At 73.0% G+C, this 13,616-nt stretch carries 15 protein-coding genes; 6 read left to right on the top strand and 9 right to left on the bottom strand.

Annotated features, from left to right (window positions below):
* Window positions 1–11 precede the first annotated feature (11 nt).
* On the top strand, window positions 12–1,232 hold the full coding sequence (locus RY076_RS11250; protein ID WP_323097811.1) for an LCP family protein: 1,221 nt from the start codon (window positions 12–14) through the stop codon (window positions 1,230–1,232).
* Window positions 1,229–1,732 (top strand): amino-acid N-acetyltransferase, encoded by a 504-nt coding sequence (locus RY076_RS11245; RefSeq protein WP_323097807.1) that lies wholly within the window; start codon window positions 1,229–1,231, stop codon window positions 1,730–1,732. The genes RY076_RS11250 and RY076_RS11245 overlap by 4 nt, the downstream gene beginning before the upstream one ends.
* A gap of 3 nt (window positions 1,733–1,735) precedes the next feature.
* Here RY076_RS11245 and RY076_RS11240 read toward each other — a convergent pair whose 3' ends face one another.
* A complete protein-coding gene (locus tag RY076_RS11240) occupies window positions 1,736–2,647 on the bottom strand; it encodes a LysR family transcriptional regulator (RefSeq protein WP_323097804.1) in 912 nt (303 codons plus the stop codon).
* 86 nt (window positions 2,648–2,733) lie between these two features.
* Between RY076_RS11240 and RY076_RS11235 the strand changes: the two genes are divergently transcribed.
* Window positions 2,734–4,020, top strand: a complete 1,287-nt coding sequence (locus RY076_RS11235) for an MFS transporter (RefSeq protein WP_323097801.1) — start codon at window positions 2,734–2,736, stop codon at window positions 4,018–4,020.
* Window positions 4,021–4,064: 44 nt separating this feature from the next.
* Here RY076_RS11235 and RY076_RS11230 read toward each other — a convergent pair whose 3' ends face one another.
* Genes RY076_RS11230 through RY076_RS11220 form a run of 3 tightly spaced genes read right to left on the bottom strand, consistent with a single transcriptional unit; the run spans window position 4,065 to window position 6,647 of the window.
* Window positions 4,065–4,997 (bottom strand): ABC transporter ATP-binding protein, encoded by a 933-nt coding sequence (locus tag RY076_RS11230; RefSeq protein WP_323097800.1) that lies wholly within the window; start codon window positions 4,995–4,997, stop codon window positions 4,065–4,067.
* Window positions 4,994–5,860 carry an ABC transporter permease gene (locus tag RY076_RS11225; RefSeq protein WP_323097798.1) on the bottom strand — a complete coding sequence of 289 codons (867 nt, stop codon included), beginning with the start codon at window positions 5,858–5,860 and terminating at the stop codon, window positions 4,994–4,996. The genes RY076_RS11230 and RY076_RS11225 overlap by 4 nt, the downstream gene beginning before the upstream one ends.
* On the bottom strand, window positions 5,853–6,647 hold the full coding sequence (locus RY076_RS11220) for an ABC transporter permease (RefSeq protein WP_323097796.1): 795 nt from the start codon (window positions 6,645–6,647) through the stop codon (window positions 5,853–5,855). Before RY076_RS11220 ends, RY076_RS11225 begins: the two co-directional genes overlap by 8 nt.
* A 148-nt stretch (window positions 6,648–6,795) precedes the next feature.
* Here RY076_RS11220 and RY076_RS11215 point away from each other — a divergent pair, with 148 nt between their 5' ends.
* Window positions 6,796–7,185, top strand: a complete 390-nt coding sequence (locus RY076_RS11215) for a PPOX class F420-dependent oxidoreductase (RefSeq protein WP_323097793.1) — start codon at window positions 6,796–6,798, stop codon at window positions 7,183–7,185.
* 12 nt (window positions 7,186–7,197) lie between these two features.
* On the opposite strand, the gene RY076_RS11210 is transcribed toward RY076_RS11215, so the two are convergent.
* Genes RY076_RS11210 through radA form a run of 3 tightly spaced genes read right to left on the bottom strand, consistent with a single transcriptional unit; the run spans window position 7,198 to window position 10,713 of the window.
* Window positions 7,198–8,109: an HhH-GPD family protein gene (locus RY076_RS11210; protein WP_323097790.1), complete on the bottom strand. Its 912-nt coding sequence runs from the start codon at window positions 8,107–8,109 to the stop codon at window positions 7,198–7,200.
* A 41-nt stretch (window positions 8,110–8,150) separates the two neighbouring features.
* A complete protein-coding gene (gene disA, locus RY076_RS11205) occupies window positions 8,151–9,227 on the bottom strand; it encodes a DNA integrity scanning diadenylate cyclase DisA (RefSeq protein ID WP_323097787.1) in 1,077 nt (358 codons plus the stop codon).
* A 55-nt stretch (window positions 9,228–9,282) separates the two neighbouring features.
* Window positions 9,283–10,713: a DNA repair protein RadA gene (gene radA, locus RY076_RS11200; RefSeq protein WP_323097784.1), complete on the bottom strand. Its 1,431-nt coding sequence runs from the start codon at window positions 10,711–10,713 to the stop codon at window positions 9,283–9,285.
* A 106-nt stretch (window positions 10,714–10,819) separates the two neighbouring features.
* Between radA and RY076_RS11195 the strand changes: the two genes are divergently transcribed.
* Window positions 10,820–11,089: a hypothetical protein gene (locus RY076_RS11195; protein WP_323097782.1), complete on the top strand. Its 270-nt coding sequence runs from the start codon at window positions 10,820–10,822 to the stop codon at window positions 11,087–11,089.
* A 251-nt stretch (window positions 11,090–11,340) separates the two neighbouring features.
* On the top strand, window positions 11,341–11,670 hold the full coding sequence (locus tag RY076_RS11190) for a histone-like nucleoid-structuring protein Lsr2 (RefSeq protein WP_323097780.1): 330 nt from the start codon (window positions 11,341–11,343) through the stop codon (window positions 11,668–11,670).
* 93 nt (window positions 11,671–11,763) lie between these two features.
* On the opposite strand, the gene ligD (RY076_RS11185) is transcribed toward RY076_RS11190, so the two are convergent.
* Together ligD (RY076_RS11185) and ligD (RY076_RS11180) are read right to left on the bottom strand one after the other, a co-directional pair.
* Window positions 11,764–12,651 carry a non-homologous end-joining DNA ligase gene (gene ligD, locus RY076_RS11185; protein WP_323097777.1) on the bottom strand — a complete coding sequence of 296 codons (888 nt, stop codon included), beginning with the start codon at window positions 12,649–12,651 and terminating at the stop codon, window positions 11,764–11,766.
* Entirely contained in the window at window positions 12,651–13,598 is a 948-nt protein-coding gene (gene ligD, locus RY076_RS11180; RefSeq protein ID WP_323097775.1) for a non-homologous end-joining DNA ligase, read from the bottom strand. Before ligD (RY076_RS11180) ends, ligD (RY076_RS11185) begins: the two co-directional genes overlap by 1 nt.
* Between the last annotated feature and the right edge of the window lie 18 nt (window positions 13,599–13,616).

The raw sequence follows: 13,616 nt of genomic DNA, 5'->3' as shown, positions 1-13,616 counted from the left end.
ACGGTGGGGCGGTGACCTCCGTGCACCGCCCCGCCGCGCGCCGCCGCACCAGCACGCGCGTCGCCGTCGTGGCCGCCGCGACCGTGGCGCTGCTGGCGTCGTGCACCTCGACGCCGACCGGCTCCCCTGCGTCGTCACCGGCCTCGACGCCGGGCTCCGCGTCGGCGTCGGGCTCGGGCGGCGCGTCGTCGACCCCCACCCGGAGCGGCGGCATCGCCGGGGCACCGGCGCCGCTGGCCACGCTGGTCCAGCGCATCTACTCCGGTGGCGACCTCGGCGCCGGCGCGAGCCCCAGCGCGAAGGCCGCTCTCGCCGCGCGCAAGCCCGCCGCGCTGCCTGCCGGTGCCACGGCGTCCGTCGGCTCGTGGATGGGCACCCCCGTCGCCGTCGTCACCGCGGGCCACGACGTGACGCTCGCCGTCGGGCCCACGTGGAAGGTCGTCGGCGGCTGGTGGCCCGGCCTCGGCGTCGACCGCCCGTCCCTGGGCCCCAAGGGCCCCCGCTGGGTGCTCGCCATCGGGTCGGACGCGCGCAAGGGGCAGCCGCTCGAGCGCACCCGGGCCGACGTGCTCCAGGTCATCGGCCAGGACGGCTCCGGCGGAGGCGGTGTCATGGGCATGGCCCGCGACCTCTGGGTGCCGCTGTCGACCGGCGGCAAGGGAAAGATCAACTCCGCCATGGTGTTCGGCGGTCCGTCCGCGCAGGTGGCCACCGTCCGACGCGTCACCGGCCTTCCCGTGCAGGGCTACGTGGTCATCGGGTTCTCCGGCTTCAAGAAGGTCGTCGACGAGCAGGGCGGCATCCCCATCGTCATCCCGAAGACCGTCGTCGCCTCGCACGCCAAGAACATGGTCATCAAGGCCGGCGCCCAGACACTCAGCGGCGCCGAGGCTCTCGCCTACGCCCGCGAGCGCAAGACCCTCCCCGACGGCGACTTCGGCCGCTCGCGCCACCAGGGCGAGGTGATCCTCGCGGCGGCCATCAAGGCCAAGCTGGCCGGGCCCATCGCCATCCCCAAGGCCTTGACGAGCTTCAGCAAGGTCGGCAGGAGCAACCTCGACGCCGAGCAGATCCTCACCTTCACCGCCGGCCTGCACACGCTCAACCCGCTCAAGGTCGGCCGCGGTGTCGCCAAGGGCGCCTTCGGGTGGGCCGGCCAGCAGTCCATCGTCGTGCTCGGCGCCGAGGCCCGACGCCTCTTCGCGCAGTTCCGCGACGGGAACCTCTCGTGAGCGACGCGCCCGTTCTCCGGCGCGCGCGAACCGCCGACATCCGGGCCATCCGCGCGCTCGTCGCCCCCCTCGCCGAGCGACGCGTCCTCGTGAGCAAGGAGGCGGTCACCTACTACGAGTCGGTGCAGGAGTTCCGGGTGGCCGAGGTCGACGGCCGCGTCGTCGGCTGCGGCGCGCTGCACGTCATGTGGGAGGACCTCGCCGAGATCCGCACCCTCGCCGTCGCCGACGACCAGCTCGGCACGGGGCTCGGCGGCCGGATCCTCGAGGAGCTCGTCGAGGTCGCCCGCGACATCGGGGTGCGGCGCCTCTTCTGCCTCACCTTCGAGACGCACTTCTTCGAGCGGCACGGGTTCGCCGCGATCGAGGGTCAGGCCGTGTCGCACGCCGTCTACGCCGAGCTGCTGCGCTCCTACGACGAGGGCGTCGCCGAGTTCCTCGACCTCGAGCGGGTCAAGCCGAACACCCTCGGCAACACCCGGATGCTCCGAACCCTCTGAGCCTCAGGAGGCCTCGCCTCCCGGCAACCGTCTCCCGAGGTGCTCGAGCAGGGCGTCGACGGCCGGTGACCGGCCCTGCTCGCGCGCGATGACGCTCAGCTCCCACACGAGCGGCTCGACGAGCGGCACGATGGTCGGCGCCGTACCGGTGTGCGCAGCGGGCGCGGGCGGTGCGGCCTGTGCCGGCACGACGGCGACGCCGAGACCCGCCGAGACGTAGTCGGGAACGGTGGTCAGGTCGGGCACCTCCATGGTGACTCGGCGGGTCAGGGCCTGCTCCGCCAGCCAGTCGTCGACGATGCGTCGGTTGCCGAATCCCTTCGGCATCTCGACGAAGTCGTCGCCGAGCAGGTCCCGGACCGACACCCGGTCCGCGCCCTCGAGCGAGTGACCGGGTGGCAGCAGGGCCACGAACGGCTGGCGGCGCAGCACCCGGACGTGCACGCCGACGAGCTCGGCGACTGCGAGACCGCAGAACGCGACATCGGACCGCCCGCGCCGCACGTCGTCGAGCAGGCCGGTCGACCCACGGGGCGACGTCCTCAGCGACAGCTCCACGTCGGGGTAGGCGCGGTGGAACTCACCGACGACGGCCGGCAGCCCCAGGGACTCGAGGTTGGTGATCATGCCGATCCGCAGCGTTCCACGCACCTGGCCGCGTGAGCGCGCACCGACCTCGCGCATCTCCTCGACGGCGGCCACCGCCGTCCGGGCCTGCGCCAGCAACGCCCGGCCGGTGGGCGTCAACGACACGTGGCGCGTCGACCGGTCGAAGAGGGCCGAGCCCACCTCGCGTTCGAGGGCGCGGATCCCGGCCGACACCGTCGACTGCACGGCCTGGACGCGCTCGGCGGCGCGGGTGAAGCTCAGCTCGTCGGCCACGGCGACGAAGAACTCGAGGTGACGCGTCTCCACCCGCCCATCATCCATCGAAACTGACGATGAGTGTGACCACCATTCGTCGTTGGACACGATGAATGCCCCAGGAGCACGCTGGACGCATGGCCCTGTCGTCGACATCCCTGGCGCCGCACGCGTCCCATGCACCCTCCTCGCCCGCCGCGTCGTCCGCCATGTCGTCGACCGACGCGAGCCACGAGGCACGGCACCGCCGCGGCTTCTGGGTCGTCGTCGGCGCCTTCCTCGTGCTCATGGCCTTCACGACCCTGCCGACGCCGCTCTACCCGCTCTACCAGCGCCTCGACGGCTTCCCCACCTTCGTCATCACCGTCGTCTTCGCGGCGTACGGCTTCGGCGTGATGGCCGGCCTCTACCTCGCCGGGCACGTCAGCGACTACCTCGGCCGGCGCCGGGTGCTGCTCGCCGCCACCGGGGTCGAGCTCGTGAGCGCCGTGCTGTTCGTGCTCCTCCACGACACGACGAGCCTGCTCGTCGCCCGCTTCCTGTGCGGCCTCGGCATCGGGGCGGTCACCGCCACGGCCACCGCCCACCTGGCCGAGCTGCACGCCGTCGGGCGCCCGGGCAGCGACTCCGGCTTCGCCTCGGTCGTGGCCGGCGCCGTCAACACCGGCGGCCTCGCCCTCGGGCCGCTCGTGGCAGGGCTGCTGACGCAGTGGCTGCCCGCCCCGCTCGTGCTGCCCTACGCCGTGTGGGTCGTGCTGCTGTTCGTGGCTCTCGGCGCCCTCCTGCTCGCACCCGAGACGGTGCAGCGTCGCGGTCCGCGACCGGCCTATCGCCCCCAGCGCGTCACGGTCGAACCGCAGGTTCGGGCCGAGTTCTCGGCGGCCGCCGTGGCCGCCGCCGCGGCCTTCTCGGTGCTCGGGCTGTTCACCTCGCTCACGGCGAGCTTCGTCGGTGGGACGCTCGGCGTGCACTCGCGACTCGTCACCGGTTCCATCGTCTTCGGCGTCATCGGCGCCTCGGCCGTGTCGCAGGTCGTCCTCGGCCGTCGGGACGTGCGCGTGCGACTGCGCGCCGGGATGGTGCTCATGACCGCCGGCCTCGTGCTCGTGGGTCTCGGTGCATGGACGACCACCCTCGCCGTCTTCGTCGTCTCGGGCGTCCTGGCCGGGGCGGGCGTCGGGCTCGTCTTCAACGTCGCGCTGACCACAGCCGGATCGCTGGCCTCGGCCGGGCGGCGCGGCGAGACCCTCGCCGGGATGTTTCTCGCGGCGTACGCCGGGATCACGGTGCCCGTCATCGCGGCAGGTGTCGCGCTGACGTGGTTCCCGGCGCCCGGCGTGCTCGTCGTGTTCGCGGCGATCGTGCTGGTGGCCGTGCTCACCTCGACGACGCGGATGCTCGGCCACACCCGGCCCTGCGCCTGACCCCACCCTCGGGACGACGGTCGGAACGCTGCCCCGACGCGTGTTCAGACTCGGCCGGAGGCGGCGTAGAGGCGACGGACGACGTCCTCGATGTCCGGCTCCTCGATCGCAAGGTCGCGCACGTCGTGGCGCGCCGACACGTGCGCGAGCACCGCGGCCGCCGTCGTCGTGGCCGGGTCGAAGGACAGCCGCTGGCGCAGACCCTCGGACTCGCTGGCCACCAGCGTCGCGCCGGGCACGTCGGTGAGCTCGGGCGTCGGCTCGGCGAGGTCGAGCACGAGCAGCCGCTGGGCGCCGACAGTCGCGGCGAGGCCGGGCAGGTCGCCGTCGAAGGCGAGCCGGCCGTGGTCGACGACGAGCACGCGGTCGCAGAGCCGCTCGATGTCGCCCATGTCGTGGGTCGTCAGCAGCAGGGTCGTGCCGCGCTCGCGCCGCTCCCCGACGAGGAACTCGCGCAGCCGCTGCTTCGAGAGCACGTCGAGGCCGATGGTCGGCTCGTCGAGCACGAGCAGGTCCGGCGAATGCAGCAGGGCGGCGGCGATCTCCGCCCGCATCCGCTGGCCGAGCGACAGGGAGCGCACCGGGGTACCGAGCTGCGGGCCCATCTCGAGCTGCTCGACGAGCAGGTCGGTGCGGGCCCGGGCGTGCGCGTCCTCGAGCCGGTGGATCGCGGCGAGGATCGTGAACGACTCGCGCAGCGGGAGGTCCCACCACAGCTGGGAGCGCTGGCCGAAGACGACGCCGACGCGTCGGGCCACCTCGACGCGCTGGCGCATGGGGTCGAAGCCGCATGTCCGCACGTGCCCGGAGGTCGGTTTGAGGATGCCGGTCAGCATCTTGATCGTCGTCGACTTGCCGGCGCCGTTGGCACCGATGTAGCCGACCGACTCGCCGGCCTCGACGGTGAACGACATGCGGTCGACCGCACGAGTCTTCTTGAAGTCGCGCACGAGGTCGCGCGTCTCGATGATGCTCATCCGCCTGCTCCTTCGTAGTGTCGGGTGCCGACGCGCCAGCAGAGCGCCGCGAGGGCCCACGCGAACACCGCGGCCAGCGGCGTGCACCAGGCGAGCCACGTCGGCACGAGGGGGTCGCCCGGCAGGTCGAGGATCGCCACGGCCGGCACGTAGGCGACGAATGCCGTGGGCACGACGAACATCCAGAAGATCCGCAGCAGGTTCGGGAACACCTGCTGGCTCTGCTGCGCGGCGTAGGAGCCGCCGTAGGTGAACGCGTTGGTGAACTCCGAGCCGTCGACGAGGAAGAACTGCAGCCCGCCCGCGGCCGTGAAGAGCGCCGAGAAGATCGCCGTGCCACTGACGACGGTGAGCACGAGCAGCGCGACGGTGGCCCACGACCACGCGACCGACGCCGTCGTCAGGGCGACGACGAGCGCCACGACGGCGACCGACATGCGCCCGACCCGGCGCAGCGACAGGTCGCTCGTCACGAGCTGGGCCAGCAGCGGCAGCGGTCGCACGTAGAACGCGTCGACCTGCCCGGCCCGGATGTAGGTGGGCAGCTGGTCGAGGTGACCCACGACCATGTCGGCCAGCGCGAACGCGAGGTTCGACAGCGCGAAGACGAGCAGCGCCGCCGTGAAGTCGAGCCCGCCGAGCACGTCGACGTTGTGGAAGATGACCCAGACCTCGGCGAACTCGGCCAGGCCCGCCCCGAGCGTCCCGAGCACGTCGGTGACGAACGAGGTGCGGTACTGCATCTGGGCGCGGGCACGCGAGGCGAGCAGGACGCGGTACGGGCGCAGCCGCGCGCGAACGCTCGTGAGGCTCGTCGCCTCCGGGCGTCGCACGGGCCCGGGCACGGTCGTCGGGTCAGCCACCCTGCACCTCCAGCCTGCGTCTGCCGGCCCGCATGACCACCTGTCCGAGGGCGACGAGGGCGACCGCCCAGAACACCTGGCTCGCGATCGTCGGCAGCACCTCTGCGCCCGTGACGCGCCCGGCGAGGATGTCGATGGGGTTCTGGAGCATCGACGGGAACGGCGACCACTGCGCGACGGTCCGCAGCCAGTCCGGGAACCACGGCACGGGCACGTAGAGGCCGCAGAGCAGCCCGCCGAAGATCATGTAGAGCAGCCGGATGCCCCGCACCTCGACGAGCCAGAACGCGAGGAGGTTGACGACGAAGCTGCCCGCGAAGGCGACGACGACGGCGAGCGCCACCGACACCATGCCGGCGACCCACCCCACCCACCCCGGCGGCCACGCCATGTCGAACAGGAGCGCACCGACGAGAAGGGCAGGGGCGCCGCGCGCGACGAGGTTGATGCCGGCACGCCCGAGATCGGCTGCCAGATAGGCGTACTGCGGGTCGAGCGGGCGCAGGAAGTCGATGGCGATGTCGCCGGTGCGCACCCGCTGGCCGACCTCCTGGAAGCCCCAGAGGTTGACGGTGCCGAGCAGGGCCTGGCCCCACCACACGAACGCGACGGCCGTCGGGGCGTCGTACCCGCCGATGGCCTGGCCGGCCGACGCGACGGCCGCGAGCACGATCGAGGCGCGGATCAGCCCGAAGACCGAGTTCGTCGTCATGCCGGCGAGGAGCGCGAGCCGGTAGGTCGAGTGGCGCCGGAAGCCTGCGCGGACGAGCAGCCAGAAGGTCGCCATCGTCGCCGCTCCCCCCTCTCGTGCCCCTGCGCCCCGGCCGGAGGCACGAGGGGCCACGTTACAAGTCGGGCCCCGACTCGGCAACGGGGACGCCCGACGCGCATGCGAGGACGCCTTCGCCTGCGCCCCTATGTGGTGAGGTGTGCTCATGTCCCGGTCACCGCGCGATCTTTCCCCCGAGGCCCTCGAGTTCCTCAGGGTCAGGCACCTGGCCACGCTGACGACCCAGCGGCGCGATGGCTCGCCGCACGTGACACCGGTCGGGTTCACTTGGGACACAGAGGAACTCGTTGCCCGAGTCATCACGAGCCGGACGAGCCAGAAGGCAGTCAACGCCGCCCGTGGCGGCAGGGCCGCCGTCTGCCAGGTGGAGGGACGCCACTGGCTGACCCTCGAGGGGAGCACCCGCGTCCTCGACGGCGCGGCGGCCGTGGCCGACGCGGAGCGCCGCTACGCCGCGCGCTACCGCGAGCCTCGCGCCAACCCGCAGCGGGTCGTCGTCGAGATCGCCGTCGACCGCGTGCTCGGCAACCTCTGAGGCGGCCCGCCCTCACGCGGGGAGGCGGTAGCGGTCACCTCCGAGCGGCTCGACGAGGCCGTCGGAGACGAGCGAGTCGAGGCAGCGCATGACCTGGCCGGCGTCGGGACCGCTGTCGGCGAGGTCGGCCAGGGGCAGGTCGGTGTGCCGGTCGCGCAGCCGGCGCAGCAGCTCGCCGCGCACCTGGCGGTCGGTGCCGTGCCAGGCCTGCCCGCGCCGCGGCGGGCCGTCGTAGGCCGGGCGCCCGTCGAGGTTCCACGCGCAGAGGTCGGCCACCGGGCACTCCTCACAGCGCGGCCCGCGAGCCACGCACACGAGGGCCCCGAGCTCCATCACGGCGACGTTCCACGTGTTGGCGGTGTCGCGGTCGGCCGGCATCGAGTCGGCGGCGAGGCGCGCCTCGGCCCGGTTGAGCGTGAGGTTCGGGAAGGCCTTGCCCTCGACAGCCCGGGCCAGCACGCGTCGCACGTTGGTGTCGACGACGACCTCGGGCAGGCCGAACGCGAAGCACGACACGGCCGCAGCCGTGTAGGCCCCGACGCCCGGGAGGGCGAGCAGCTCGGCCGGGGTGCCGGGCACCTCGCCGCCGTGCCGGTCGACCATCGCCGTCGCGGCCTCGTGCAGCCGCAGCGCCCGACGCGGGTAGCCGAGCCGGCCCCACGCGCGCACGGCGTCACCGGGCGCGGCCGCCGCGAGGGCGCCGGGCGTCGGCCAGCGCTCCATCCACTCACGCCAGATCGGCTCGACCCGGGCGAGCGGCGTCTGCTGCGACATCACCTCGGACAGGAACACGCCCCAAGGGCTGCAGTCAGGCGACCGCCACGGCAGCTGCTGCCGCCCGGCCTCGGCGTACCAGGCGTTGATGCGCTCGTGGAGCAGCGGCGTGGCGACGGCTGAGGAGGACGGGGACGGCGGGGTGGGCACGGCGGCATCGTAGGCGCCGCCACGGACGCCGGACGCGCCGGTCAGACGTAGCGCTCGAGGATGCTCGACTCGGCGAGGCGCGAGAGGCCCTCGCGGACCGCGCGTGCCCGGCCCTCGCCGACGCCCTCGACGAGCATGAGGTCCTCGATGCCGGCGGCCAGGAGGCGCTGGAGCGACTCGAAGTGCGTGACGAGGCGCTCGACGATCGCGCTCGGCAGCCGCGGCACCTTGGTGAGCAGGCGGTAGCCGAGCGGGCTGACCGGCGCGTCGAGGCTGTCGCCGACGACGGAGAACCCGACGGCGCGGGCGCCCGCGGGAAGGTCGAGCAGCTCGACGGAGTTGAGCGCCTCGAGGTTGGCCAGGGCCTCGTCGAGGGTCAGACCGGACTTCGTGGCCGGAAGGTAGTCGCGGATGACGAGCTCGCGGTCGTTGCCGAGGCCGCCGACGAGCTCCTCGAGCTGGAGGCTGAGCAGGCGGCCGTCGGTGCCGAGCTCGACGACGTAGTCCTGGATCTCGGCCGAGATGCGCCGGACCATCTCGAGGCGCTGGAGCACCGCGGTGACGTCGCGGATCGTGACGAGGTCCTCGATCTCGAGCGCCGACAGCGTGCCGGTGACCTCGTCGAGGCGGGCCTTGTAGCGCTCGAGGGTCTGCAGGGCCTGGTCGGCGCGCGAGAGCGTCGTGGGCGACCCCTCGATGACGTGGCGCAGGTCGCCGACGTAGAGGGCGACGACGCCCATCGACTGGCTCACCGAGATGACCGGGAAGCCGGTCTGCTTGGCGACCCGCTCGGCGGTGCGGTGCCGGGTGCCGGACTCGGTGGTCTCGATGCTGGAGTCGGGCACCAGCTGCGTGGCGGCCCGGAGGATCCGGCCGCCCTCGCGGTCGAGGACGACGGCGCCGTCCATCTTGCACAGCTCGCGCAGGCGGGTGGCGGAGAACTCGACCTCGAGGGCGAAGCCGCCGGTGCAGATGGACTCGACGACCCTGTCGAAGCCGAGGACGATGAGCGCGCCGGTGCGACCGCGGAGGATCCGTTCGAGGCTGTCCCGCAGCTCGGTGCCCGGGGCCACGGCGGCGAGGGCCGCGCGGAGCAGCAGCTCGTCGTTCCGGTCCATCACGTCCCTGTCAGCAGGGGGCGAGCCCAGCGCGTCGACCCCGGTCGGTCGCAGTCTAGACGGTGCCGAGGGCATGCGTGCCGGATGTCCGGGCTCCGGCGAGGCGTCCGATGGCTTCGATGGCGCGGGGGACGTCGGACACCTCGACCGCCCGGATGCCCTGCGGCACCGTGGTGTCGGCCAGGCTGCCCGCGGGCACGAGGGCGTGCCGGAACCCGAGGCGCGCTGCCTCGGACAGCCGACGGTCGAGCCCGGTGACGCGGCGGACCTCTCCGGCCAGCCCGACCTCCCCGAGGGCGATGACGTCGGGGGCCAGTGGCTGGTCGACGACCGAGGACGCGACGGCGCACACGATGGCGAGGTCGGCGGCCGGTTCGGTGATGCGGACGCCGCCGACGGTGGCGGCGAAGATGTCGCGGGAGCCGACCGGCGCGCCGGCGCGCTTGTCGAGGACGGCGATGATCATGGCGAGCCGGGATGCGTCGAGGCCGCTCGAGGTGCGACGCGGCGAGGGCAGCGGCGAGGGCGCGACGAGCGCCTGCACCTCGGCCACCAGCGGGCGGCGGCCCTCGAGCGTGACGGTGACGCAGGTGCCTGCGACCGCGTGGTCGCGGCTGGACAGGAACAGCCCGCTCGGGTCGGGCAGGCCGACGATGCCGACGTCGGACAGGTCGAAGCAGCCGACCTCGTCGGTGGGGCCATACCTGTTCTTGACCGCCCGGACGAGGCGCAGCCGCGAGTGCCGGTCGCCCTCGAACTGGACGACGACGTCGACGAGGTGCTCGAGGACGCGCGGACCGGCGATCGAGCCGTCCTTGGTGACGTGGCCGACGAGCAGCACCGCCATGCCGCGCGACTTGGCCGATTGGATGAGGCTGGCCGCGACCTCGCGGACCTGCGAGACGTTGCCGGGCTGTCCCTCGACGTCGGCGCTGGCGACGGTCTGGACGGAGTCGACGACGAGCAGCTGGGGAGCGCGCGCCTCGACGTGGCCGAGGACGGTGCCGAGGTCGGTCTCGGAGGCGAGGTAGAGGGTTTCGGCCAGGGCCTCGATGCGCCCGGCCCGCGCGCGGACCTGGGCGGCCGACTCCTCGCCGCTGATGTAGAGGACGTCGGCACCGGTGCGGGCCGCGCGGGCGGCGACGTCGAGCAGCAGCGTCGACTTGCCGACGCCCGGCTCGCCGGCGACGAGGACGACGGCCCCGGGCACGAGACCGCCACCGAGCACCCGGTCGAACTCCGCGACGCCGGTGGGACGCGCCTGCGCCTGCGTGACGTCGACGTCGCCGATGCGCGGCGCGGGCTCGACGACGGAGGCGGGGGCGGTGCGGGCCGTGGTGGCGCCGACCTCCCCGACGGTGCCCCACGCCTGGCACTCGCCGCAGCGGCCGACCCACTTGACGGTGGTCCAGCCGCACTCGGCGCAGCGGTAGCCGGGGGCGCGCCGCCCCGACGCGGACGATCTCGTCGCGGTCCTCGAAGCCATGGCGACGACCGTAGGGCCCGGGGCCGACAACGCCGCGCAGCCCCCGCCGACGGCGCCCGGAAACGGCGCCCGGAAGGCCCGCCCACGTGCGTGCGAGACTGGAGGCATGGAGTCGGTCATGCCCTACGTGCTCGCGATCGTGCCGACGGTCGGAGTGGCCGCGCTGTTCTATTTCGTCATCAAGACCATTCTCGAGGGCGACCGCCGCGAGCGTCTGGCCCAGGCGAAATGGGAGGCCGAGCACGACCGCCGCGAACAGGCACAAAAGGCCGACGCCGTCGAGACGGCCACGACGGACATTTCCGCCGACGCCTCCCGCGCCGTGAATGGTTCACGCGGAAGCGATGCTTCGGGAAGCGACACCGCCGGGCGCTGATGCCCTTTGACGGGCGAATGCCCCGAGAACGTCGGCGGCCCGAATCGCATTCGGGCACACGTCCCCCGCACAGAACGACGGGGACACCGAAAAGGTCACGCCCGGACAATTTCTCTCCGGCGTGACCGCCAATTCTCCGAGGGAAATGCTTTTCCGAGGAAAGAGCGGTAAATTGATCCCGCCCATCCGATGATCTGTCCGATGGGCGCGCTTTTCCCCTCCATCACCACCCCTTCTGCAGACGGAGAAACATGGCTCAGCGTGTCGAAGTGAGACTCATCGACGACATCGACCAGGGTGACGCCGACGAGACGGTGACGTTCGCCCTCGACGGCGTGACGTACGAGATCGACCTGTCCGACAAGAACGCCAAGAAGCTGCGCGACGACTTCGCCTCGTGGGTCGGCCACGCCCGCCGCAGCGGCGGCGCGCGCTCGACGACGAAGCGCCGCAGCAGCGGCGGTGGCGCCAAGCGCGACCTCGCCGCCGTGCGCGAGTGGGCCCGGGCCAACGGGCACCAGGTCTCGGACCGCGGCCGCATCTCGGCCGAGGTCCAGGACGCCTACGACAAGGCGCACTGACACCGGTCGCACCAGCAGGGCCCGGCACCGCACGGTGCCGGGCCCTCGTGCGTCCCGAACGCTCCACGCCCTACGCGTCCCCCGCCCGACGCGTCAGGCGCCGGTGATCGAGGCCGCGAGGTCGCCGTCGGAGGCCACCCGGTCGACGACCTCCTCCATCCGCAGCTGCTCGAAGGTGCCGCCCTCGGCACCGGCCTCGACCTCCGCCCACGAGCGGGGGCAGGCTGCCGTGGGGGCCTCGCGCCCGCGCAGCGAGTACGGGCAGACGGTCGTCTTGGCCGCGACGTTCTGGCTCCAGTCGAGGAAGACCTTGCCGGGGCGCAGCTCCTTGGCCATCTTCCACACGACGAGGTCGGGGTGCTTCTTGCTCAGCTCCTGGGCCAGCTGCTGCACGGTGTCGCGGATGGCGTCGCTCGTGTGCTCGCCGGGCAGCACCGCGTAGAGCTGCAGCCCCTTGCTGCCGCTCGTCACGGGCACCGTGTCCAAGCCGATGGCACCGAGCCGCTCGCGCACGAGCAGCGCGACGGTGGCGCACTCGCGCAGGCCCGTGCCCGGACCGGGGTCGAGGTCGATGACGAGCCGGTCGGGGTTCAGGGCCACGGCGTCGCGGCCCTCCCCCTCGTAGCGCCACTGGTGCACGTGCAGCTCGAGGGAGTTGAGGTTGGCGAAGAACGTGAGGCCGGCGAGGTCGTCGATGAGCGGGAAGACCGGGTCGCGGCCCGCGCGGCGGATCCACGACGGGGTGCCCGCGGGGATGTTCTTCTCGAAGAACTGCATGTCACCGACGCCGTGCGGGAAGCGGATCCGGGTGACGGCCCGGTCGCGCAGGTGCGGCAGGATCACCGACGCGACGCGCGCGTAGTAGTCGAGCACCTGGGCCTTGGTCGTGCCGGTGGCCGGGTACATGACCTTCTCGAGGCTCGACAGTCGCATCCGGCGCCCGTCGACCTCGACGGTGACCTTCGGCGGCACGTAGGCCATCACTCCCCCTCGGCGTGGTCGTCGACGTCACCCGGCGTCAGGTCGGCGCGCAGGCCCTTGAACGCCGGCTGGCGCAGCCGGCCCTGGCTGCTCAGCCCGAGCGACTGGACGTCGGCGACGAGGACCGGGTGCACCCACGTGGCGCCGTCGGCGTCCTCGCGCGGCACCTCGGTCAGGAACGGGGACTCGCCCGACGCCAGCGGCGTCAGGTCGTGCAGCAGGGTCTGGCCGACGCGTCCGGCCAGGCCCGAGCCGACGCGTCCGAGGTAGCGCAGCCCGCCCGGGCCGGGTACGCCGACAAGCACCGCCCCGAGCCGGCGCGCCCCGGCGCCGCCGATCTCCGGGCGCCAGCCGCCGATGACGACCGACACCGTTCCGCGGTGGGGCGACTTGAGCCAGTACGGCGAGCGGACGCCGGGCACGTACGGGGAGTCGACACGTTTTGACACGATGCCCTCGAGGCCCTGCTCGCGCGTCGCGGCGTGGAGGGCGGGACCGTCGGTGAAGGTGGGCGGGGTCTGCCAGCGCGGCGTCGACAGCTCGAGCCGCTCGAGCGTGGCCCGGCGGTCGCTCCACCGTCGGGCCATGAGGTCGACGCCGTAGAGGCGGAGCAGGTCGAAGGCCATGAGGGTCACCGGCGCCTCCTCGGCCAGCCGGGCGGCGCGTCGGGCATCGGTCACGTGGAAACGCTCCGCCATCGCGGCGAACGAGGGCAGGCCGTCTCGGAGGGAGACGATCTCGCCGTCGAGGAGCATGTCGGCGTACTCGGCGTGCAGGCCGTGCAGCTCGGGAAAGGCGACGGTGACGTCGCGCTCGGTGCGCGAGAAGAGCCGCACCGCCCCGTCCTTGACGTCGGCGAGAACGCGCATTCCGTCCCACTTCACCTCGTGCCGCCACTGCTCCCCGGTCGGAATGACCGACGCGGGCGTCGCGAGCATGGGGCGCATGGGTGCATTCTTGTTCCC

The sequence above is a fragment of the Intrasporangium zincisolvens genome (assembly GCF_034724055.1).
GTDB classification, from domain to species: Bacteria; Actinomycetota; Actinomycetes; order Actinomycetales; family Dermatophilaceae; genus Monashia; species Monashia zincisolvens.
Note: the sequence above shows the minus strand (reverse complement) of the source record. Positions and strands in the feature narration are given on the sequence as shown.